The 20,036-nt window shown below is 60.9% G+C and carries 17 protein-coding genes; 7 read left to right on the forward strand and 10 right to left on the reverse strand.

Annotated features, from left to right (window positions below):
- Positions 1 to 48: 48 nt before the first annotated feature.
- Complete coding sequence (gene pmbA / locus LOY38_RS25300; RefSeq protein ID WP_258697551.1) at positions 49 to 1,395, reverse strand: metalloprotease PmbA; 1,347 nt, start codon at positions 1,393 to 1,395, stop codon at positions 49 to 51.
- A gap of 108 nt (positions 1,396 to 1,503) precedes the next feature.
- On the opposite strand from pmbA, the gene yjgA reads away from it, so the two are divergent.
- Positions 1,504 to 2,028, forward strand: coding sequence for a ribosome biogenesis factor YjgA (gene yjgA / locus LOY38_RS25305; RefSeq protein ID WP_258697552.1), 525 nt, complete (start codon positions 1,504 to 1,506; stop codon positions 2,026 to 2,028).
- 48 nt (positions 2,029 to 2,076) lie between these two features.
- On the opposite strand, the gene tldD is transcribed toward yjgA, so the two are convergent.
- The 8 genes from tldD to mreB all read right to left on the reverse strand — a co-directional run bounded on the left by tldD (position 2,077) and on the right by mreB (position 13,499).
- On the reverse strand, positions 2,077 to 3,519 hold the full coding sequence (tldD, locus tag LOY38_RS25310; RefSeq protein WP_258697553.1) for a metalloprotease TldD: 1,443 nt from the start codon (positions 3,517 to 3,519) through the stop codon (positions 2,077 to 2,079).
- A 12-nt stretch (positions 3,520 to 3,531) separates the two neighbouring features.
- On the reverse strand, positions 3,532 to 4,386 hold the full coding sequence (locus LOY38_RS25315; protein WP_258697554.1) for a carbon-nitrogen hydrolase family protein: 855 nt from the start codon (positions 4,384 to 4,386) through the stop codon (positions 3,532 to 3,534).
- Between the two features lie 106 nt (positions 4,387 to 4,492).
- Complete coding sequence (locus LOY38_RS25320) at positions 4,493 to 8,296, reverse strand: YhdP family protein (protein ID WP_258697555.1); 3,804 nt, start codon at positions 8,294 to 8,296, stop codon at positions 4,493 to 4,495.
- A gap of 75 nt (positions 8,297 to 8,371) precedes the next feature.
- The gene (gene rng, locus LOY38_RS25325; RefSeq protein WP_258697556.1) at positions 8,372 to 9,829 is read right to left on the reverse strand and encodes a ribonuclease G; all 1,458 of its coding nucleotides are present in this window, start codon (positions 9,827 to 9,829) and stop codon (positions 8,372 to 8,374) included.
- Between the two features lie 57 nt (positions 9,830 to 9,886).
- The gene (locus tag LOY38_RS25330) at positions 9,887 to 10,483 is read right to left on the reverse strand and encodes a nucleoside triphosphate pyrophosphatase (RefSeq protein ID WP_258697557.1); all 597 of its coding nucleotides are present in this window, start codon (positions 10,481 to 10,483) and stop codon (positions 9,887 to 9,889) included.
- Positions 10,484 to 10,685: 202 nt separating this feature from the next.
- Positions 10,686 to 11,177, reverse strand: a complete 492-nt coding sequence (gene mreD, locus LOY38_RS25335) for a rod shape-determining protein MreD (RefSeq protein ID WP_258697558.1) — start codon at positions 11,175 to 11,177, stop codon at positions 10,686 to 10,688.
- Positions 11,177 to 12,319, reverse strand: coding sequence for a rod shape-determining protein MreC (gene mreC / locus LOY38_RS25340; protein ID WP_258700793.1), 1,143 nt, complete (start codon positions 12,317 to 12,319; stop codon positions 11,177 to 11,179). Before mreC ends, mreD begins: the two co-directional genes overlap by 1 nt.
- Positions 12,320 to 12,461: 142 nt before the next feature.
- Positions 12,462 to 13,499 carry a rod shape-determining protein MreB gene (mreB, locus tag LOY38_RS25345; protein ID WP_002555108.1) on the reverse strand — a complete coding sequence of 346 codons (1,038 nt, stop codon included), beginning with the start codon at positions 13,497 to 13,499 and terminating at the stop codon, positions 12,462 to 12,464.
- Positions 13,500 to 13,709: 210 nt separating this feature from the next.
- On the opposite strand from mreB, the gene gatC reads away from it, so the two are divergent.
- From gatC to LOY38_RS25375, 6 genes are all read left to right on the forward strand, one after another.
- Entirely contained in the window at positions 13,710 to 13,997 is a 288-nt protein-coding gene (gene gatC, locus LOY38_RS25350) for an Asp-tRNA(Asn)/Glu-tRNA(Gln) amidotransferase subunit GatC (RefSeq protein WP_007941222.1), read from the forward strand.
- A 16-nt stretch (positions 13,998 to 14,013) separates the two neighbouring features.
- Entirely contained in the window at positions 14,014 to 15,465 is a 1,452-nt protein-coding gene (gene gatA, locus LOY38_RS25355) for an Asp-tRNA(Asn)/Glu-tRNA(Gln) amidotransferase subunit GatA (RefSeq protein WP_258620073.1), read from the forward strand.
- A 10-nt stretch (positions 15,466 to 15,475) separates the two neighbouring features.
- On the forward strand, positions 15,476 to 16,921 hold the full coding sequence (gene gatB, locus LOY38_RS25360) for an Asp-tRNA(Asn)/Glu-tRNA(Gln) amidotransferase subunit GatB (protein ID WP_008008595.1): 1,446 nt from the start codon (positions 15,476 to 15,478) through the stop codon (positions 16,919 to 16,921).
- Positions 16,922 to 17,058: 137 nt separating this feature from the next.
- Complete coding sequence (locus tag LOY38_RS25365; protein WP_258697559.1) at positions 17,059 to 17,433, forward strand: septal ring lytic transglycosylase RlpA family protein; 375 nt, start codon at positions 17,059 to 17,061, stop codon at positions 17,431 to 17,433.
- Between the two features lie 50 nt (positions 17,434 to 17,483).
- A complete protein-coding gene (locus LOY38_RS25370; protein ID WP_258697560.1) occupies positions 17,484 to 18,545 on the forward strand; it encodes a calcium/sodium antiporter in 1,062 nt (353 codons plus the stop codon).
- Positions 18,542 to 18,922, forward strand: coding sequence for a carboxymuconolactone decarboxylase family protein (locus LOY38_RS25375; protein WP_048396581.1), 381 nt, complete (start codon positions 18,542 to 18,544; stop codon positions 18,920 to 18,922). The genes LOY38_RS25370 and LOY38_RS25375 overlap by 4 nt, the downstream gene beginning before the upstream one ends.
- A 155-nt stretch (positions 18,923 to 19,077) precedes the next feature.
- On the opposite strand, the gene LOY38_RS25380 is transcribed toward LOY38_RS25375, so the two are convergent.
- Positions 19,078 to 20,019, reverse strand: coding sequence for an AEC family transporter (locus LOY38_RS25380; RefSeq protein ID WP_258697561.1), 942 nt, complete (start codon positions 20,017 to 20,019; stop codon positions 19,078 to 19,080).
- Between the last annotated feature and the right edge of the window lie 17 nt (positions 20,020 to 20,036).

Here is a 20,036-nt window from a genome sequence, read left to right on the forward strand (position 1 = left end):
GGCGCGCCATCCGATAGATGACGCGCCTTTTTGTGCAGCGGTCGGAGTTTAGCTACCCGCCACCGTCATTCGCTCGATCAACACCGAACCGGTGCGAATGTTGCTACGCAGCTCCAGGTCATTACCGACCGCCACGATCTGCTTGAACATGTCGCGCATGTTGCCAGCGATGGTCACTTCCTGGACCGCGAACTGGATTTCGCCGTTCTCGACCCAGAAACCCGCCGCACCACGGGAATAATCGCCAGTGACCATGTTCAGGCCCTGCCCCATCAGTTCGGTAACCAGCAGGCCGCGGCCCATGCGGCGCAGCAAGGCGGCCTGATCTTCGTCGCCATGGGTGACGAACAGGTTGTGCACGCCGCCGGCGTTGGCGGTGCTCGGCATGCCCAGCTTGCGGCCGGAGTAGGTGCCGAGTATGTAGGACACCAACTCGCCCTTCTCCACGAACGGCTTGGCGTACGTCGCCAGGCCGTCACCGTCGAAGGCCGAGCTGCCCAGGGCGCGCATCAAGTGCGGACGTTCATCGATGGTCAGCCATTCCGGGAACAGCTTCTGCCCCAGGGTGCCTTCGAGGAACGACGATTTTCGATACAGGCTGCCGCCGGAAATCGCCGAGAGGAAACTGCCGAACAAGCCACCGGCCAGTTCCGCGGAAAACAGCACCGGCACTTCGCAGGTCGGCACCGGGCGGGCGCCCAGACGGCTCGCCGCCCGCTGCGCGGCACGTTGGCCGATGCTCTCCGGAGAAGCCAGCAAGTTGCCCTGACGGTTCACGTCATACCAGTAATCGCGCTGCATCTGGCCTTCGGCTTCGGCAATCATCACGCAACTGAGGCTGTGACGGGTCGACGCATAACCACCGATAAAACCGTGGCTGTTGCCGTAAACCCGGCAGCCCTGGTGAGTGCTGAGGGTGGTACCGTCGGCGTTCTTGATCCGGCTGTCGGTGGCAAACGCTGCTGCTTCACAAGCCAGGGCCTGCTCAATGGCTTGCTCCGGGGTGATGCCCCATTGGTGGAACAAATCGAAATCCTGCAGATCCTTGGCCATCAGCGCGGCATCCGCCAGGCCTGAGGCTTCGTCTTCGGAGGTGTGCTTGGCAATGGCCAGCGCGGCGGCAACGGTTTCGCGAATCGCCTCCGAACCGCTGGCCGAGGTGCTGGCCGAACCCTTGCGCTGCCCTACATACAAGGTGATGCCAAAGCCCTGGTCGCGGTTGAACTCAACGGTTTCGACTTCCCGCTGACGCACCGTGGTCGACAAGCCCTGCTCCAGCGACACGGCCACTTCACAGGCACTGGCGCCCTGGCGCCTGGCTTCAGCGATGATCTGCTCGACTTGTTCTTGCAGTGCCGGCAACGCTTGTGGGCCGACGCTTTCAACTGCACTCATGCTGTTCTCCACTCAAATTCTGCTTTCGGTAACGGTCATCGAGCGACCGGGCCGGACAAGCGGCCCCCGACTGGTTATCATGGCGGCGTTTCTTTGCGGACGGCCACCATGGTTGATTCTTACGACGACTCCCTCGATACGGGAGAAAAAAGCAAATCCCAGGTCAAACGCGAGCTGCATGCTCTGGTTGACCTCGGCGAGCGCCTTACAACACTCAAGCCTGACCTGCTGGCAAAACTGCCCTTGACCGACGCTTTGCGCCGGGCTCTGGCCGATGCGCCCAAGCACACCGCGAACATCGCGCGTAAACGGCACCTTCAGTTCATCGGCAAGCTGATGCGCGATCAGGACACTGACGCCATTCTCACCCTGCTCGATCAACTCGATGCCTCCACCCGGCAGTACAACGAACGTTTCCACGGCCTGGAACGCTGGCGCGATCGCTTGATCGCGGGCGACGACGCCGTCCTGGAGAAATTCGTCGTCGATTACCCGGAGGCCGATCGTCAACAATTGCGCTCCCTGATCCGTCAGGCCCAGCACGAACTGGCGACCAACAAGCCACCGGCTTCGAGCCGTAAAATCTTCAAGTACATCCGTGAGCTGGACGAGACTCAACGCGGTTTGCGTTAAGTCCCGAATCGGGTGAGCCACCTAGCGGCTCACCCGAAGCTCCATTTCTTACGCGCCCGTGCCACCCACGGTAATCGCATCGATTTTCAGCGTTGGCTGGCCGACACCCACCGGCACCGACTGCCCATCCTTGCCACACGTTCCCACACCGCTGTCCAGCGCCAGATCGTTACCGACCATCGACACCCGACTCATGGCTTCCGGCCCGTTGCCGATCAACGTCGCGCCTTTGACCGGGGCGGTAATCTTGCCGTCTTCGATCAGGTACGCCTCGCTGGTGGAGAACACGAACTTGCCGCTGGTGATGTCCACCTGACCGCCGCCGAGGTTGGCGCAGTAGATGCCTTTTTTCACCGAGGCGATGATTTCCGCCGGGTCGCTTTCGCCACCGAGCATGTAGGTGTTGGTCATGCGCGGCATCGGCAGGTGCGCGTAAGACTCGCGACGACCGTTGCCGGTGCGGGCCACGCCCATCAGGCGCGCGTTGAGCTTGTCCTGCATATAACCTTTGAGCACACCGTTTTCGATTAGCGTGGTGCACTCGGTCGGGGTGCCTTCGTCGTCGACGCTCAGCGAACCACGGCGCCCGGCGAGGGTGCCGTCATCGACGATAGTGCAGAGCTTCGATGCAACCATCTCGCCCATGCGCCCGCTGTAGGCCGAACTGCCCTTGCGGTTGAAATCGCCTTCCAGACCATGGCCGACCGCTTCGTGCAGCAGCACACCGGACCACCCCGAACCCAACACCACCGGCAACGTACCGGCCGGGGCCGGAATGGCTTCCAGGTTTACCAGCGCCTGACGCAACGCTTCACGGGCATAGCCCATGGCGCGGTCGTCGCTGAGGAAATAGCGGTAGTCGGTACGACCGCCGCCGCCATGACCGCCGCGTTCACGGCGACCGTTCTGCTCGACGATCACACTGACGTTGAAACGCACCAGCGGCCGCACATCCGCCGCCAGGCCGCCATCAGTGGAGGCTATCAAAATCCGCTCCCAAACCCCGGCCATGCTCACGGTGACTTGCTGGATACGCGGGTCGAGGGCGCGGGTCGCCACGTCGATACGCTTGAGCAGCTCGACTTTCTCGGCACGGGTCATCACTTCCAGCGGGTTGTCTGGCCCATACAACTGGGTAACATCCTGGGTGGTGAACGCCTGCACGGTGCCGTTCTGCCCGGCCCGGGAGATCGAACGGGCCGCACCGGCTGCCGCCCCCAACGCTTCGAGGGTGATCGCATTGCTGTAGGCGAAACCGGTTTTTTCACCCGATTGCGCACGCACACCAACACCCTGGTCGAGGTTGAAGCTGCCTTCCTTGACGATCCCGTCTTCCAGTGCCCAGGACTCGGAAATCTGCCCCTGAAAATACAGGTCGGCGGCATCGATGCCCGGGCCGGCCAGATCACCGAGCACACCTTGCAGGCTCTCGATCGTTACGCCGCCGGGCGCCAGGAGGTGTTCACTGACTGAGGACAACAACTCGCTCATATGCTTTACGCCTTAAATTCGTCGTTCTGATGCAGGTCGCTGGGCGCCCTGCGAGAAAAAGCGCCGGTGAGTGGACACCGGCATCCGCGCCCTGATGGACGCCTGTTCGCTGCTGTCGCGTTCGGCCAGCAGCACGGCCTCGCCCTGATCCTGTTGTGCCAGCACACGCCCCCAGGGGTCAACGATGGCGGCATGACCAAACGTTTCTCGTGGCCCTGGATGCGTCCCACCCTGGGCGGCCGCGAGCACGTAACACTGAGTCTCGATGGCCCGAGCGCGAATCAGCACGTCCCAATGCGCCGCACCCGTCACCGCGGTAAAAGCCGACGGTGCGGTAATCAATTCCGCGCCGGTTGCACGCAGTTCGCTGTACAGCTCCGGAAATCGCAAGTCGTAACAGACGGTCAGGCCAACTCGACCGACCGGCGTATCAGCAACCACCACACCACTGCCATAAGCATAGTCATCGGATTCGCGATAACGCCCGCGATTGTCCGCCACGTCCACGTCGAACAGGTGCAGCTTGTCGTAACGCGCCACAGTCTCGCCCTGGTCATCGACCAGCAACGAACACGCATGCGATTTGGCCATCGGTTGATCCACCGGCGGCAACGGTAACGTACCGGCCACTATCCATAACTTGAGGTCGCGGGCGGTCTGTTTCAACCACGGCAGGATCGGGCCTTCGCCCAAGGCTTCGGCGCGGCCGATGTCGGCAATGTCGCGACGGCCCATGGCGGCGAAGTTTTCCGGCAGCACAGCAAGTCGCGCACCACCGGTCGCCGCCTGCTCCAGCAGACGACGGGCCTGGGCCAGATTGGCCAGCACGTCGCTCTGGCTGACCATTTGAATCACCGCTACAGACATGGCCATTTCCTTATCTGGAATCAACACATACCTGTAGGAGCAGCCTGCGGCAGCTCCTACAGGGGGCTTACGGCCATGCTACTCCATAGGCCTGGAAAGTGGCTTTTCAAAAAGGCTTGTCGAAGGTGATTTTCGGTTCTTTCCATGGGCCTTTGACGGTGTATTTGACGCTGGCGAAACGCGCCACGCGGTCACCGATCAGCTTATCGATCAGGAACAGCGCCCCGCCGACAGCCGGTGCTCCGACGATCAGCGCGGCAATTGGCAGATTGTTGGTCACCGGCAAGGTCACCAGCAACCTGGCATCGACCTGATCCGCCACCAGGTCCAGTTTGCCGTTGAGTTCCAGGTTGCTCGACGGGCCGGTCAGCAAGATCGGCTCACGGGTCACGTACACCCCGTTGGTCGCGACCAGCAGGCCTTTGACCCGGTCATAGCTCAAGCCTTTGCCAAACAGGTCGGAAAAGTCCAGGCGCAAGCGGCGGCCGATGGAGTTGAAGTTGAGCAGGCCGAATACCCGTAGAGCCTGGGCGCTGCCCTCGATTTCAACGAACTGACCTTTATTGAGCGATGCGTCAAGAGTGCCGGAGAAGCGTTTGGTAGCCAGCCACGCCGGTGAGCCGGGCCAGCGACCGTCGACATCCATGTGAAACTCTTCACTGGTGACGCTCGGCGCAAAACCCCAGCCCTTGAGCACGTCGGCGAGGTTCTTGCCACTGACCCGCCCCTTGTACCAACTGCTGGAATTACCCGGCATGCCTTCCCAACCGCCGCTGCCTTGCAAGAGGATGCCCTTGAGGCCCAGATCCAGGGTATTGAGGGCAATGCCTTTGGCGGTCGGGCGGACTTTCAACTGCCAGCCACCCACCAGATCCTGCCCCTGGAACAGCTGATTGATGGTGATATCCAGCGCCGGGATCTTCGTCGGGTCTACGGTGGCCAGCGGATCCGGCGAGTTCTCGTCGGCCAGCGCCGTCGGGGCGGGTGCCGGTAAACGTACGTATTGCAGATTGACCGCAATCGGTGCCGCTTTCGCATCGGGGATGCCGACGGTGCCCTTGGCCTGCTGACTGTCGAGTTGCAAGGCCCATGCGGTTGGCTTGCGCGTCAACTGCACCGACGCCTGATCGAGGGTGGTGCCGAAACCGCTGAGCTTGCCAACCTTGATATCCGCGCCACTGAGCAACTGCTTGGCACTGCCGCCCGGATTCTGCCCGGCATACCTGGTCACCAGATCCTGCCAGGGTGCGACATCCAGCTCGGACAGTACACCGCGCACTCGCAAGCCTTTGGCGCCGGGCAACACGGCATTGCTGCCACCGAGAAACAGCTCGCCGCGACCGTCGACGAAATTGCCGGTCGGGGCCGCAAACGTGAAGTTCGCCAGTTCACCGTAGTTGACCCAGTAACGCCGCTCCGGTCCTTGCAGGGTCATGCGGAACACGGTGTCGCGCCCGACATCGGCCGCCATGCCGAACGGCGCCGGCAAATCCACCGCCACACCTTTGAGACTGGAGCTGACCATCAATTGGCTGTCGGCGCCATCAAGGTTCAGTTGCAACTGATAAGGGATCAAGCCCGTCACCGGCAACGGCTGAGTGACGTTCAACCATTCAGTGAGCTTCTTGACCTCGACTTCCCCCGATGCGGCGACCCGAGTATTGAGCTTGCCCGCACCGCCATCGGCGAAAATCTGTGCGGTCACTGGCTTGTCGAACGCGCGCGCCGTGATCTTTTGCCCGCTCAAACCCTTGATACTGTCGAAACGGAAATCGCCCTTGAGTTGCGTCAGTTCCAGGGGAGGCTCGCTGAGCTTCAAGCGGGCCTTGTCGGTCTTGAAGTCGACGAGAATTTTCGGCCGCTCGCCTTTGACCAGCGGGATATCGAGTTTGAGCTTGCCTTGCAGGTCGCCATCGCCTTCCCAACCGGCGAACGTGTCGGCGGTGCCGATCGGCGCTTCCTGCAGAATTTTCAGGCCATCGCCCAACCCGCCAGCGAACCCGCCGCCGAGGAACAAATGAGTGCTCTGCCCGACAGGCGCATGGGGAATATCGACGTAGATGTTGCTGACCTGTGTATCGAGCAATTGCCCCTTGCTGGCCAGAATCCTCACGCCGCTGTCTTCGACGAACACATCGCCGGTGACCTTGCGGACATGTGGCCACCCTGGCTGAAACGCCAGCTCGGCATCGTGAACCTTGAAAAACAGGCTGATGCTGCGAGCCGTTTCGGCGGCGCCATGGTTCAGCGAACCCTGGTACTGGAAGAAACCTTCATCCACCGCGCCTTTGAGAATCGCCGTGCGCAGCCATTCGTCCAGCGCCGGGCTCAACATTTGCGGCAGGTATTTGGCGGTGTAACGGCCGTCGCCGTCGACCAGACCGACCCGCAGGTCCATGTAGTCTTCCTGGGTGTGATCGAAATGCAGGCGAATCAGGAAGTCGCCGGCAATCTTGCCCTCTTCGCCCAGCACCTTCAGGTACGGCGCGATCAGGGTGAAACCTTCTTTGTCGAGTTTCCAGGTCAGCCGGGCGTTGGCCTGAATGTACTGCCATGGTTTGGCGAAAATCGGGTCCAGGTGCAGGGAAAAATCCTTGCTGTCCATCCGCAACTCACCCTGCCCGAGGTCGCCGCTGATGCTGCCGCTGACATTTCGCGCCGCCGGCGCACCGTGATAAGCGTCGAAGCCGACCCGTTCCAGATTGGCGGCAAAGCTGAATTTGCTGTCATCGGTAGCCGCGGGGCGGAGGTCGATCAGTACATTGCGCAATACCCCGGTGACCTTGAGCCGCTCGACCGCCGTAGCGACACCTTCCGGAAGTGGCCCCAAGGCATTCAGCAACGGAGTGAGCGGTGTGAGGTCGATGCGGTCGGCTTGCAGATGCAAGAACTCTGGCGCCTTGTCGGTCGCCGCCATTTGTTGAAATTGCAGCTTCGATTCCCAGCGGGTTTCTCCCAGGTTCATGGCCAGAGAATCCAGGGTCACCAGGACGCCTGTGGAGCTGCGCTGGAAATACCCGTTAAGCGCCAGATTGTTGATCTGGATCGGCTTGCGCTCGGCGTAGGCACCCTTGAGTTGCGGCGCGTTCAAACGGATCGCGGCGCTTTGCAGGGCGCCCTCGCTCCAGTTCAGCCATAGCTCGCCACCGGCCTTGATCTCGGAGAAATTCCATTGTTGGGTCAGGCGCTCAGGCAACCATTTCGACCAATCGCTTTGCGGCAGGCTCAGGTAAGCCTCGGCCTCGCCGTTCTGCCACTGACTGGCGTGGATACGGGTGCGCACACTCATCGCAACCGGCTGACCATCGGGCAGGTTCAGGCGCACATCGAGTCGCTGACGCGACACGCCGGTTCTCAGGTTCAGGCCGACGTAAGTCAGGGTCAGCGGTTGCTGTTCCAGAGGCTGCAAGGTCACCTGACTGTCGAGCACCGACAACTGCTGAACCGTTTGCATGCGATTGAGCAACTGCTCCGGATCGAGCGGCTGATCCTGCTGTACCGGCAAACCTTCCAGCGCCCAATGACCGTCCTCGCCTTCCTTGAGGCTGATCTTCAGGCCGCTAAGCTCCAGATGTGCGATGCGCACTTCGCGCGCCAGCAGGCTGGCCCAGAGATCGGGCACCGCGCGCACCTGATCCAGACGCAGGGCATTGGAACCCTCGCCGACCATCACGTCATGGGCCAGCAAAACCGGGGCGAGGCCGCTCCAGTTGCCTTCCAGCGCACCAATACGCAGCCGCATGCCCAAGACATCGCTGGCTTTGGCTTCAACGTCGGCACGGTATTCGGCTACCAGCGGCGTCAACTCCCGGCCAAGGCTGACGAACAACGCCATCAGCACCAAAACCAACGCACACAGGCCCAGCCCCCAGCGGGTCAGTGCGGCAAAAATAAGTGTCAGACGGTCCATGTCAGTTGGCTCCCATGGCAAAAATACTGCAAAAAGCTGAGGCCAGCCGTTCTAGTGGGGTTGAAACACAACGATTCAGAGCAGCACCACGTCGTATTGTTCCTGGGAATACATGGTTTCTACCTGAAACCGAATGGTGCGCCCGATAAACCCTTCGAGCTCGGCGACGTTGCCCGACTCTTCATCGAGCAAACGGTCGACCACTTTCTGGTTCGCCAGCACGCGATAGCCTTCGGCCTGATAGGCCCGGGCCTCACGCAGGATTTCGCGGAAGATCTCGTAGCACACGGTTTCCGGAGTCTTGAGCTTGCCGCGTCCCTGACAGCTGCTGCACGGTTCGCACAGCACTTGCTCAAGACTTTCGCGGGTGCGCTTGCGGGTCATCTGCACCAGGCCCAGTTCGGTGATGCCGATGATGTTGGTCTTGGCATGATCGCGTTCCAACTGCTTCTCGAGGGTGCGCAGCACCTGACGCTGATGCTCTTCATCTTCCATGTCGATGAAGTCGATGATGATGATCCCGCCCAGATTGCGCAGACGCAGCTGACGGGCAATGGCGGTGGCGGCTTCGAGGTTGGTCTTGAAGATGGTTTCTTCGAGGTTGCGATGACCGACGAAGGCTCCGGTGTTGACGTCGATGGTGCTCATGGCTTCCGCCGGATCGACCACCAGATAACCGCCGGACTTGAGCGGTACCTTGCGCTCCAGAGCCTTTTGGATTTCGTCTTCGACGCCGTACAGGTCGAAAATCGGCCGTTCACCAGGGTAATGCTCCAGACGATCGGCGATTTCCGGCATCAGTTCGGCGACGAACTGCGTGGTTTTCTGGAAGGTTTCCCGGGAGTCGATCCGGATCTTCTCGATCTTCGGGCTCACCAGGTCGCGCAAGGTACGCAACGCCAGGCCGAGGTCTTCGTAGATCACACTCGGCGCGCTGATGGTTTTGATCTGGACGTTGATCTGATCCCAGAGCCTGCGCAGGTAGCGGATGTCCATGAGGATTTCATCGGCCCCGGCCCCTTCGGCAGCGGTGCGCAGAATAAAGCCGCCGGCTTCCTTGATGCCTTCTTTGGCCACGCAGTCGGTGACCACTTGCTTGAGGCGCTCACGCTCGGCTTCGTCCTCGATCTTCAGGGAAATGCCGACGTGGGCGGTGCGCGGCATGTACACCAGATAGCGCGACGGAATCGACAATTGCGTCGTCAGGCGTGCGCCTTTGGAGCCGATCGGGTCCTTGGTGACTTGCACCACCAGGCTCTGACCTTCGTGAACCAGCGCGCTGATGCTCTCCACCGCCGGACCTTCGCGCAGGGAAATTTCCGAGGCATGAATGAATGCGGCGCGATCCAGACCGATATCGACGAAGGCGGCCTGCATGCCCGGCAATACCCGCACGACCTTCCCTTTATAGATGTTGCCGACGATCCCGCGCTTTTGCGTGCGCTCGACATGGACCTCTTGCAGCACACCGTTTTCGACCACCGCCACGCGCGATTCCATCGGCGTGATGTTGATCAGGATCTCTTCACTCATGGCAGGGTCTCGTTCAGGCATGTTCACGATAATGGCCGCATCTTGTCAGTACGACGCTCAGCGCGCGTTAAGGGTTTGCCAACAGGGTATGCCGAAATGGCCGAGTAGTTCTGCGGTTTCGCACAGCGGCAATCCGACCACCGCCGAGTAGCTGCCATTGAGCCCGGCGACGAACACCGCGCCCAGCCCTTGAATCCCATAGCCACCAGCCTTGTCCCGAGGTTCGCCGCTGGCCCAGTAGGCCGCCGCTTCATCGCGGTCGATAGTGCGAAAACGTACCAGACTGCGCACCACCAAAGACTCGCAGCGCTCGCCGTCCTGCACCGCAATCGCCGTCAACACTTCATGTTCACGGCCGGACAACAGCATAAGCATGGCGCACGCCTGGGCTTCATCCACCGGTTTGCCGAGAATTTTCCCGTCCAGCACCACAGCGGTGTCGGCGCCCAGCACGCAGAAATTCGCGTCGGACACGACCGCCCCGCGCCCGGCTTCGGCCTTGCCGCGCGCCAGACGCTCGACATAGGCCGATGGAGATTCTTGAGGTAAAGGGGTTTCATCGATGTCCGCGCTGATGGCGGAGAACGGCACGCCGATCTGCCTGAGCAGTTCACGCCGACGTGGCGAGCCTGAGGCGAGGTATAACGATTTCATCAAGACATCTCCCTGTCTAGTGCCCTGTCTCACAAATACTGTTCCTTTTTGGCGGCGTCTGCTGTTGCCATACTGCGTTGCCGCTCCTCGCCATAGCGAGCCATGACTCGTCGCGGCGCCTTGTCTTGCAACAACAGCCACTCGCCAAAAAAGGAACGTATTTGCGAGACAGAGCACCGGTGCGGGCACATGCCTGACCGAATCAAGTGATTTTGTAGCGTCGACGCAAACCCCGCAAACCGAAGCTGATCCATGGCCAGAGCAATGCACTGACCAGCGCCGGCAACACCAGCGCCAGGGTCGGCTGACGATTGCCGGTCAGAGCACTCAGCCACAACTGAACCAGTTGGGCGAGGCCGAAGATCACCAGGATCACCAGGCTTTGTTGCCACATCGGGAACATGCGCAGGCGCTGTTGCAGCGACAGCACCAGAAACGTAATGAGCGTGAGGATCAACGCATTCTGGCCCAGCAACGTGCCATACAGCACGTCTTCGGCCAACCCCAGGCACCAGGCGGTCACCATGCCGACTTTCTGTGGCAAGGCCAATGCCCAGAAGGCCAACAGCAAGGCCAGCCACAGAGGACGCAGGATTTCCATGAATTGCGGCAGCGGCGAAACGCTGAGCAGCATGCCGATGGCGAACGTCAGCCAGACCATCCAGCCGTTACGAGATGCAGTTGTACCGCCCATTATTCTCTTCCCCCAGTGGTGGCCGGCGCGGAGACAGGCGGTTTGGCAGCAGGCTTCACGGCAGCGGGCTGGGCCGCCGGTGGTTTAGTAGCCACTGGCGCCACCGCGGGCGGTTTGGCGGCCGCAGGGTGAGCAGCGCCAGGCTTGACCGGGGTCGCCGCGGCAGGTGCAACAGGTGCAGCTGCCGGCACAGCCGGAGCAGCAGCCGGGATCACCGACGCGGCCGGTTTCGGCACGGTCGCAGGAATGATCGGCCCACCGCCGTGCTGGTCCAGAGCTTCCTGAGCCTGGGCGGCTTCGTTGGCGCGCTCCTCGGCTGTGCGACCGTCACTGAACACCAACAGCAGATAACGGCTGCGATTCAACGCGGCGGTCGGCACTGCACGGACGATGGCGAACGGCTGACCGGAATCGTGAATCACTTCCTTGACCGTCGCCACCGGGTAACCCGCCGGGAAACGCTGACCAAGGCCGGAGCTGACCAGCAGATCGCCTTCTTTGATATCGGCGGTATCGGCCACATGACGCAGCTCAAGGCGTTCCGGGTTGCCGGTGCCGCTGGCAATCGCCCGCAGGCCATTACGGTTCACCTGCACCGGAATGCTGTGGGTGGTATCGGTCAGCAATAGCACGCGGGAGGTGTACGGCATCAACTCCACCACCTGACCCATCAGGCCGCGAGCGTCGAGCACTGGCTGACCGAGGATCACACCGTCGCGCTCACCTTTATTGATGATGATGCGATGGGTAAAGGGGTTGGGGTCCATGCCGATCAACTCGGCCACTTCGACCTTCTCGTTGACCAGTGCAGAAGAATTGAGCAGCTCGCGCAGCCGAACGTTCTGCTCGGTAAGGGCAGCAAGCTTTTGCATGCGCCCCTGCAACAGCAGGTTTTCGGTTTTGAGTTTTTCGTTTTCGGCGACCAGTTCGGTCCGGCTGCCGAATTGGCTGGCCACACCTTGCCATAGCCGCTGCGGCAGGTCGGTGATCCAGTAAGACTGCATCAGCACCAGCGACATTTGGCTACGCACTGGCTTGAGCAGTGTGAAGCGGGCATCGACCACCATCAGCGCGACCGATAGCACGACCAGCACCAACAAGCGCACGCCCAGTGAGGGGCCTTTGGTGAAAAGCGGTTTAATAAGCCGCTCCTCCCAGGCAAATGTTCTCTTTATTCATACGGCATCAAACCGGCCTGGATGCAGACTGACAGAAGATAAACGCCAACAGGCAGCACTGCAAAGTGCTGCCTGCGGGTCCACAGCATAGATGCAACCCAACGATTTATTCGCTGGAAAGCAGGTCCATGGTGTGTTTATCCATCATTTCCAATGCACGGCCACCGCCGCGAGCAACGCAGGTCAGCGGGTCTTCGGCGACGATCACCGGCAGACCGGTTTCCTGGGCCAGCAACTTGTCGAGGTCGCGCAGCAAGGCGCCACCACCGGTCAGTACCAGACCACGTTCGGCGATATCCGATGCCAGCTCCGGAGGCGATTGCTCCAGCGCGCTTTTCACAGCCTGAACGATGGTGGCCAGGGACTCTTGCAGAGCTTCCAGCACTTCGTTGGAGTTCAGGGTGAATGCACGTGGAACGCCTTCGGCCAGGTTACGGCCACGAACGTCGACTTCGCGAACTTCGCCGCCCGGGTACGCCGTACCGATTTCCTGCTTGATGCGCTCGGCGGTGGACTCGCCGATCAGGCTGCCGTAGTTGCGACGCACGTAGGTGATGATCGCTTCGTCGAAGCGGTCGCCGCCAACCCGTACGGATTCGGCATAGACCACACCATTGAGGGAGATCAGCGCGATTTCAGTGGTACCGCCACCGATATCGACCACCATCGAACCACGGGCTTCTTCAACCGGCAGGCCGGCACCGATCGCGGCAGCCATCGGCTCTTCGATCAGGAACACTTCGCGTGCACCGGCACCAAGGGCCGATTCACGGATGGCACGACGCTCAACCTGGGTGGATTTGCATGGAACGCAGATCAGCACACGAGGGCTAGGCTGCAAAAAGCTGTTTTCGTGAACCTTGTTGATAAAGTACTGCAGCATCTTTTCGCAGACGCTGAAGTCGGCGATCACGCCGTCCTTCATCGGACGAATGGCAGCAATATTGCCCGGCGTACGACCGAGCATGCGCTTGGCCTCGGTGCCGACAGCCACGACACTTTTCTGGTTACCGTGTGTCCGAATAGCCACAACGGAGGGCTCATTCAGGACGATACCGCGCTCGCGCACGTAAATAAGGGTGTTGGCAGTGCCCAGGTCAATGGAGAGATCGCTGGAAAACATGCCACGCAGTTTCTTGAACATGGGAAAGGGACCCTAGGCAACGCGTGGGTAAAAAAGTGCGGCAAACTCTAACAACGACAGGGATTTTGGGCAAGGCGCCAATATGTTAAATTGGCCGCTTTTCTGTGCACCAAGCCCCACAATCGCGGCCTTGAGACCGTAGAAATGCGGTAGTGTTCCGACAATCTAACACACGGACGCCGTCCGTTCTGTTTTCCACTGGAGAATCCCATGGCGCTTGAACGCTCCGACGTGGAAAAAATCGCTCATCTGGCCTGCCTTGGCCTCGATGATGCCGATCTTCCACACATCACTTCGGCCCTGAACAGCATTCTCGGGCTGGTCGACGAAATGCAAGCGGTCAATACCGACGGTATCGAGCCGCTGGCCCACCCACTGGAAGCCAGCCAGCGCCTGCGTGCAGACGTCGTGACCGAAACCAATCATCGCGAGGCCTATCAGTCCATCGCACCAGCGGTCGAAAACGGCCTGTACCTGGTTCCGAAAGTCATCGACTAAAGGGAAAGAGCCTGCAATGCATCAATTGACTCTGGCCGAGATCGCCCGCGGACTCGCCGATAAAAAGTTTTCTTCCGAAGAGCTGACCAAAGTCCTGCTGGCGCGCATCGCCCAGCTCGACCCGCAGCTCAACAGTTTCATCAGCCTCACCGAAGACCTGGCGCTTGAGCAGGCGAAAGCCGCTGACGCTCGTCGGGCCAATGGTGAGAGCGGCGCCCTGCTCGGCGCGCCGATCGCCCACAAAGACCTGTTCTGCACCCAGGGCATCCGCACCAGCTGCGGCTCGAAGATGCTCGACAACTTCAAAGCACCGTACGACGCCACCGTGGTCGCCAAACTGGCCGCTGCCGGGGCCGTGACCCTGGGCAAGACCAACATGGACGAATTCGCCATGGGGTCGGCCAACGAGTCGAGTTACTACGGCGCAGTGAAAAACCCGTGGAACCTGGAACACGTTCCGGGCGGTTCGTCTGGTGGTTCGGCTGCTGCAGTTGCCGCTCGTCTGTTACCGGCCGCGACCGCCACCGATACCGGCGGCTCGATCCGCCAACCGGCAGCGTTCACCAACCTCACCGGTCTGAAACCGACGTACGGTCGCGTTTCGCGTTGGGGCATGATCGCTTACGCGTCCAGCCTCGATCAGGGCGGCCCATTGGCCCGCACCGCCGAAGACTGCGCGATCCTGCTGCAAGGCATGGCCGGTTTCGACCCGCAGGACTCCACCAGCATCGACGAGCCCGTGCCAGATTACTGCGCCGGCCTCAACGGTTCGCTGCAAGGCCTGCGCATCGGCGTGCCGAAGGAATACTTCAGCGCCGGTCTCGACCCACGCATCGCCGACCTGGTCATGGCCAGCGTTGAAGAGCTGAAAAAGCTCGGCGCCGTGGTCAAGGAAATCAGCCTGCCGAACATGCAGCACGCAATCCCTGCGTACTACGTGATCGCTCCGGCGGAAGCGTCTTCCAACCTGTCGCGTTTCGACGGCGTGCGTTTCGGCTATCGCTGCGAAGCCCCGAAAAACCTGGAAGACCTGTACAAGCGTTCCCGTGGCGAAGGTTTCGGCCCGGAAGTGCAGCGCCGGATCATGGTCGGTGCCTACGCGCTGTCGGCCGGTTACTACGACGCCTATTACCTGAAGGCACAGAAGATCCGTCGCCTGGTGAAGAACGATTTCATGGCTGCCTTTAATGAGGTCGACGTCATCCTCGGCCCAACCACGCCGAACCCGGCCTGGAAGCTTGGTGCCAAGAAAGACGATCCTATTGCCGAGTACCTGGAAGACTTCTACACCATCACCGCCAACCTCGCCGGTCTGCCGGGCTTGTCCATGCCAGCAGGTTTTGTCGATGGCCTGCCGGTCGGCGTGCAGTTGCTCGCCCCGTATTTCCAGGAAGGCCGCTTGCTCAATGTTGCCCATCAGTACCAACTGAACACTGACTGGCACACTCGCACCCCAACCGGCTTCTGAGGAGAAACACATGCAATGGGAAGTCGTGATCGGGCTGGAGATTCATACCCAGCTCACCACCCGGTCGAAAATCTTTTCCGGTAGTTCCACCACCTTCGGTTCCGAGCCGAACACCCAGGCCAGTCTGGTAGACCTGGGCATGCCCGGCGTATTGCCGGTGCTGAACCAGGAAGCGGTGCGCATGGCAGTGATGTTCGGCCTGGCCATCGATGCCGAGATCGGTCAGCACAACGTGTTCGCCCGTAAAAACTACTTCTACCCGGACCTGCCCAAGGGCTACCAGATCAGCCAGATGGAATTGCCGATCGTCGGCAAGGGCCACTTGGACATCGCCATGGAAGACGGCACGATCAAACGTGTCGGTGTGACCCGTGCGCACCTGGAAGAAGACGCCGGCAAAAGCCTGCACGAAGAGTTCAACGGCGCCACCGGCATCGACCTGAACCGCGCCGGCACGCCGTTGCTGGAAATCGTTTCCGAGCCGGACATGCGCAGCGCCAAGGAAGCCGTGGCCTACGTCAAGACGATCCATGCGCTGGTGCGTTACCTCGGCATCTGCGACGGCAACATGGCCGAAGGCTCGCTGCGTTGCGACTGCAACGTGTCGATCCGTCCAAAGGGCCAGGTTGAATTCGGTACACGCTGCGAGATCAAGAACGTCAACTCGTTCCGCTTCATCGAAAAGGCGATCAACAGCGAAGTGCAACGTCAGATCGAGCTGATCGAAGACGGCGGCAAGGTGATCCAGCAGACCCGTCTGTACGATCCGAACAAGGACGAAACCCGTCCGATGCGCAGCAAAGAGGAAGCCAACGACTACCGTTACTTCCCCGATCCGGACCTGTTGCCGGTGGTTATCGAGGACTCATTCCTCGACGACGTACGCGCCACCCTGCCGGAACTGCCACCGCAGAAACGCGAGCGCTTCCAGGAACAGTTCGGTCTGTCGGTCTACGACGCCAGCGTCCTGGCCACCAGCCGCGAACAAGCCGATTACTTCGAGAAAGTCGTGAGCATCGGCGGCGACGCCAAACTGGCGGCCAACTGGGTGATGGTTGAACTGGGCAGCCTGTTGAACAAGCAAGGTCTGGACATCGACCAGTCGCCGGTGTCGGCCGAGCAACTGGGCGGCATGCTGTTGCGCATCAAGGACAACACCATCTCCGGCAAGATTGCCAAAGTGGTGTTTGAAGCCATGGCCAACGGCGAAGGCAGCGCGGACGAGATCATCGACAAGCGCGGCCTCAAGCAAGTGACCGACACCGGCGCAATCTCGGCGGTGCTGGACGAAATGCTCGCGGCCAACGCCGAACAGGTCGAACAATACCGCGCGGCAGACGAAGCCAAACGCGGCAAGATGTTCGGCTTCTTCGTCGGCCAGGCCATGAAAGCCTCCAAAGGCAAGGCCAACCCGCAACAGGTCAACGAACTGCTTAAAAGCAAGCTCGAAGGCTGATTGCGATCAATGGTGAGGGTGGGATGTTGTGTCCGACTCAAACCTTGTGGGAGCGGGCTTGCCCGCGATGGCGGTGTATCAGATACATTGCCATCGCGGGCAAGCCCGCTCCCACATTTATTTTGGGAGCCTTTTAAATGAAGCGTCTGCTCAGTGCCTGCGCCCTGCTCTCTCTGCTGGCCGGTTGCGCCAGCACGGACACCATCGATCCACACGGCTACGACAAAACCGGCGTAGCGTCCTACTACGGCGCCAAACACCAAGGTAAACGCACCGCCAGTGGCGAGCGTTTTGACAAGAACTCCCTGACCGCCGCCCACCGTCAGTTACCGTTCGGTACGCGGGTGAAAGTCACCAATCTGAATAACGACAAATCCTGCGTGGTGCGTATCAACGATCGCGGGCCGCACACTCGTGGGCGTCTGATCGATGTTTCACACGAGGCCGCGGAACAACTGGGTATGCTCAGAAGTGGCACCGCGCAGGTTCGCGTGCAAGCCCTCGACGACTGATAGACGGAGCGCTGACTATTTTCGGACTTGCCGATTTACCCCTGATCAGCGTGATTGAATTGCTCAGCGGTCTGTTTTTACTGATCGCCGGCGCAGAACTGATGGTACGCGCCGCCGTTCGCCTGGCTGCGCGACTGCATGTGCGGCCGCTGATCATCGGCCTGACCATCGTGGCCCTCGGCAGCAGCGCGCCGCAGATGGCGGTCAGCCTGCAAGCCACCCTGGCGCAAAACGCCGACATCGCCGTCGGCAGCGTGATCGGCAGCAGCATCTTCAACATCCTCGTCACCCTCGGGCTCTCGGCACTGATTATTCCGCTGCGGGTTTCGCGGCAATTGGTGCGCCTGGATATTCCACTGATGATCGGCGCCAGCCTGCTGGTGTTCGTGCTGGCGTGGAATGAAGAACTGACTCGGGTCGACGGTGTGATGCTGCTGACAGCGCTGGCTCTGTATCTGGGCTTGCTACTGCGCCAGTCGCGACACTCGGCCCGTCCGCTATCGGGGGCTCATGAAGCGCCGCAGGCACCGTGGTTCAGCAGCCTGCTGATGATCGTCGCCGGGCTGGCGATGCTGATATTCGCCGGGCACTTGCTGCTCGGCGCCGCCGTTGCGGTCGCCACCGACCTGGGGTTGTCGGAGCGGATCATCGGCCTGACCATCGTCGCCGTCAGCACCTCCCTGCCGGAGCTCGCCACGTCTTTGATCGCCGCATTGCGCGGTCAGCGGGACATTGCGGTGGGCAATGTGATCGGCAGCAACCTGTTCAACCTCTTGGGGGTGCTCGGGCTTACCACATTGGTCGCGCCGTCGCCGCTGTCGGTCTCGCCGAATGCCCTGGATTTCGACCTGCCGGTGATGCTTGGTGTCGCGGTGTTGTGCCTGCCGGTGTTTTATTCCGGCTACCGGGTGACTCGCGCCGAAGGCCTGCTGTTTTTGGGCTTGTACCTGGCCTATGGGCTGCATGTGGTGTCGTTCACTACCGGCATGCCGCTGGCCGGCAAGCTTGAACACCTGATGCTGTTTTTCGTCCTGCCGGCGCTGATGGCGTTTTTGCTGTTCACCTCGCTGCGCGCCTGGCGTCGCCAACACCACAAGAGGGAATTGCCATGAGCACTGATAAAAAGGCTGGGGTTGAAGTCCGCCGCCAAGTGATGGGCGACGCTTTCGTCGACCGCGCCTTGGGCAATGCCACCGAGTTCACCCAACCGTTGCAGGATTTCGTCAACGAACACGCTTGGGGCGGTGTGTGGAATCGCGAAGGTCTGCCGCTGAAAACCCGCAGCCTGATCACCCTCGCTGCGCTGACCGCGTTGAAGTGCCCGCAAGAATTGAAGGGCCATGTGCGCGGAGCGCTGAACAACGGCTGCACCGTGGAAGAGATCCGCGAGGCACTGCTGCATTGCGCGGTGTATGCCGGCGTGCCGGCGGCGATCGATGCGTTTCGGGCGGCGCAGGAAGTGATTGATACCTACCAGAAGCCGGAGTGAGCCCCTGGGTTTTCGCCGTCAGTGGCATCGCCATCGCGGGCAAGCCCGCTCCCACAGGGATCTGCCTTGTTGCATGAATTGCATAAGCACTGAAGACCTTTGTGGGAGCGGGCTTGCCCGCGATGAGGCCCTGGAGAACATTGCAGCTCCCGAGGTTAAATCCACCCACCCCACTGCAACAAAAAGATCCCGACGTTGGTGGTGACCGCCGCCATCAGCGTGGTAATCACGATGATCGCCGCCGCCAGCTCATGATTGCCATTGGCCTGTCGGGCCATGACGAAACTGGCCGCGGCGGTCGGGCTGCCGAAGTACAGAAACAGAATCCCCAACTCCGCCCCGCGAAAGCCCCAGAGCCAGGCGCCCAGTGTCGCCAGCACCGGCAGGCCGATCATCTTCACCAGGCTTGAACTCAGCGCAATCGTGCCGCTTTTGCGCATTGCCGCCAGCGACAACGTGCCGCCGATGCAGATCAGCGCCAAGGGCAAGGTGGTTTGTGCCAGGTATTGGCCGGACGTTTCCAGCCACCCCGGCAGGCTGATCTTGAACCAGGCAAACGGTGCCGCCGAAAACACGCTGATGATCAAGGGGTTCATCATCACGCTCTTGCAGATGCTCCACGGATCAGACTTGATCACCGGGCTGTAGACCGCCAGCACGATGGTCGAGAGCGTGTTGTAAAACAGGATCACCAGCGCCGCGAGAATCGCCCCGAGGGAAATCCCGTAGTCGCCGTACATACTCGCCGCCAGGGCCAGACCGATAACGCCGTTGTTGCCGCGAAACGCGCCTTGGGTGTAGATGCCTCGGTCTTCGCGCGGGCATTTCCAGATCGCCCAACCCCAGGCAATCGCAAAGCACATCAGGGTCGCGATCGAGAAGTACATCAGCAGCGCCGGTTGCAACGCGGCGTGCAGGTCGGCATGCAAGATGCCCAGAAACAGCAACGCCGGCATGCTGACGTTGAACACCAGGGCCGACGCGGTATGAATGAAATTGTCGTTGATCCAGTCGATGCGCTTGAGCAGCGCCCCCAGAAACAGCATGGCAAACACCGGCGCGGTGATATTCAGGGTTTCGAGGAAAATTGCCAGCATGCCGGGGGGAACCTTGG

This window comes from Pseudomonas sp. B21-015 (genome assembly GCF_024749285.1).
GTDB lineage: Bacteria > Pseudomonadota > Gammaproteobacteria > Pseudomonadales > Pseudomonadaceae > Aquipseudomonas.